This window comes from Sphingobium sp. (assembly GCF_032153725.1).
GTDB lineage: Bacteria > Pseudomonadota > Alphaproteobacteria > Sphingomonadales > Sphingomonadaceae > Sphingobium.
Map to the genome: position 1 here is coordinate 1 of NZ_JALDYQ010000155.1, position 2,528 is coordinate 2,528.

General features: G+C 61.8%; 2 protein-coding genes. Both read left to right on the forward strand.

Annotated features, from left to right (window positions below; genetic code table 11):
- Positions 1 to 208 precede the first annotated feature (208 nt).
- Positions 209 to 997, forward strand: a complete 789-nt coding sequence (locus RUH75_RS23600) for a substrate-binding domain-containing protein (RefSeq protein ID WP_313809648.1) — start codon at positions 209 to 211, stop codon at positions 995 to 997.
- Positions 998 to 1,280: 283 nt separating this feature from the next.
- On the forward strand, positions 1,281 to 2,216 hold the full coding sequence (locus tag RUH75_RS23605) for a tripartite tricarboxylate transporter substrate binding protein (protein WP_313809649.1): 936 nt from the start codon (positions 1,281 to 1,283) through the stop codon (positions 2,214 to 2,216).
- Positions 2,217 to 2,528 lie beyond the last annotated feature (312 nt).

Genomic DNA, 2,528 nt, shown 5'->3' on the forward strand with positions numbered 1-2,528 from the left:
AATACGGCCCCCTGGGCGCCCGCTATTTCTGCAACGTGTCCACCAGCATCATCACTCGCGCCTTGGCGCAGGCCGCGTCGGCGGGGCGGGATGCCGCGGTTCGTTACTAAGTGGCACGCGTCGCCTTATGGCGTATACGTATGGGTAATGTCTTGCGCCTTGAGTAGAATCCTCGCCACGGAAATTCCCGTTCCAGGAGCAGATCATCATGGTCAAGGCGCGTCGTCAGGGCAGGTCGTTGCAGCTGAGGGTATTCGTTGCGGTGTTGCTGGCGGCTTGTTCCGCCGCGGCGCAGGCGCAAGACAGTTTGAAGATACTGACCGCCGGCGCGATCAAGTCCGTGGTCACCGCGACGGTGCCGGCGTTCCGTAAAGATGCCGGCCGCGAGGTCAATATCGAAAACGATACGGCGGGTGCCTTGGTCAAACGCCTGGAGGGTGGCGACGCGTGCGATCTGACGCTGCTGCCCGCCGGGGCGCTAAAGGAGCTCGCGGCCAAGGGCATTATCGATGGGGAGTCGATCCGGCCCATCGCACGGGTGGGCATAGGCGTCGTCGTGGCCAGCGGCGCGGCACGGCCGGATATTGCGACGGTGGACGCTTTTAAAGCCGCTTTATTGGCAGCCCCATCGGTCGCCTATCTGGATCCCGCCGCGGGCGGCTCCAGCGGGGTTTACCTGACAGGCCTGTTCAAGAAACTGGGCATAGACCAGCAAATCGCCGCCAAGGCCGTGCTGGTGCCTGGCGGACTGGTCGCCCAGAAGATCGTTGACGGGCAGGCGGCACTCGGCATCCATCAAATCAGTGAAATCCTGACCGTCCCCGGAGCGGTATTGGTCGGCCCTTTGCCGGCCGAGATCCAGAACTACACCAACTATGCCGCCGCCGTCTGCGCGAAATCCGCCAGCAAGACCGCAGCGGCGGTTTTTATTAATGAACTGCATACGCCGGCTACCCAGCAGTTATTGAAGACTAAAGGGATGGAACCGGCCAATTAATGAAAGCAGAATGAAGGAAATGTCTCCGAAGATAATCGGGGACGAGTACAAATCGTCGATATAGACCCTTATTTCCACGATTTGAGCAAAAAACTTCCATTGCGCTTACTATTCGCTCCGCAGCCCTACGCAGCAAAACACCACTGATGACGACGAACGTGCGGGCGTTTCCGTCAGACGAAAAAGAGTGGAATTCAAATATGGGCGATATATCAATTAATAGGTATCTGGAGAGAAAGCCTTGAACATTACCCGTCGCCGTTTCAATACGGCAGCATTTGGCATGGCGTCGATCGCCGTGGCCCCGAAGATCGCCTTCGCGGAAGACAAGTGGCCGTCCAAGCCCATCCGCATCATTGTTCCGTTCGCCCCCGGCGGCGCCAATGACCTGCTGGGCCGCGCGGCCGCTGAAGGCATCGCAAAAGCGCTGGGTGTCAGCGTCATTGTCGAAAACAAGCCGGGCGCCGGCGCGGTCATCGGCACCGACTTCGTCGCGCGCGCCGATCCGGATGGCTATACGTTCCTGATCAGCGCCGCGGGCGTGATTTCGAACAGCATGATCCGCAAGGTTCACTACAAGGACAGCGACCTGGTTCCGGTCGCGATGGTCGGCCTGGCGCCTTCGGTCATCGTCGCGCCGGCGAACTCGCCGTACAACAACCTCAAGGAATTCGTCGAAGGCTCGAAGAAGGGCCACGGCCTGCACTTCTCGACGGCCGGCACGGGCAGCACGCCGCACTTCGTCGAAGGCATCCTGACCACCAACTACGGCGCCAAGCTGGACCTGGTGCCGTACAAGAGCGGCGGTGAATCGGTCTCGGCCGTGATCGGCGGCCAGGTCGACGCGACCTCGGAAGCCAGCATCGTCGTGCTGCCGATGGTCAAGGGCGGCAAGCTGAAGGCGCTGGCCTGCACGTGGTCGGAACGCATCAAGGCCTATCCTGAACTGTCGACGGCGGCCGAGCAAGGCTTCCCCGACATCAAGATCGCCCACTGGGCCGGCCTGCATGCGCCCAAGGGCGTGCCGGACGCCATCCTGGACCGCGTCGCCGCCGGCGTCGATGCGGCCATGAAGGATCCCGCCAACGTCAAGCGCTTTACCGATCAGGGCATCGAGCCGGTCGGCGGCACCCGTGCCGACTTCATCAAGTTCTGCGATGAAGAACGCGCACGCCTGGGCGCCGTGGTGAAAGCCACCGGCATGCACCAGGACGACTGATCCGCGCTGGGTGGGCAGCCCTGGCGACGCAGTGTTGCCGGGTTGCGGCAAGAAAAAAGGGGCTTCGCGCCCCTTTTTTGTTGTCGCTGTCCGTGCCACCGCCCACGGCGAACGGCACGGGGTCCGGCGACGATGCGCCGCGCAAGAGCGCGTTCATCGCCTCTGCAGCGGCAGAGGGCGCCGAGCCGCATGGCGGCCATGGAACCGGGCGCGCTTGCGGTGCTCATCCAGGGGTAAGTACCAATGTAGATACATGTGATGTGTCCGTACTATTCAGGCAAATGTTGGATACTGAATACGGGCCTCCAAGGG

Coding starts and splice junctions, on each gene's coding strand:
- RUH75_RS23600 (WP_313809648.1), top strand. CDS start 209: ATGGTCAAGGCGCGTCGTCAGGGCAGGTCGTTGCAGCTGAGGGTATTC.
- RUH75_RS23605 (WP_313809649.1), top strand. CDS start 1,281: ATGGCGTCGATCGCCGTGGCCCCGAAGATCGCCTTCGCGGAAGACAAG.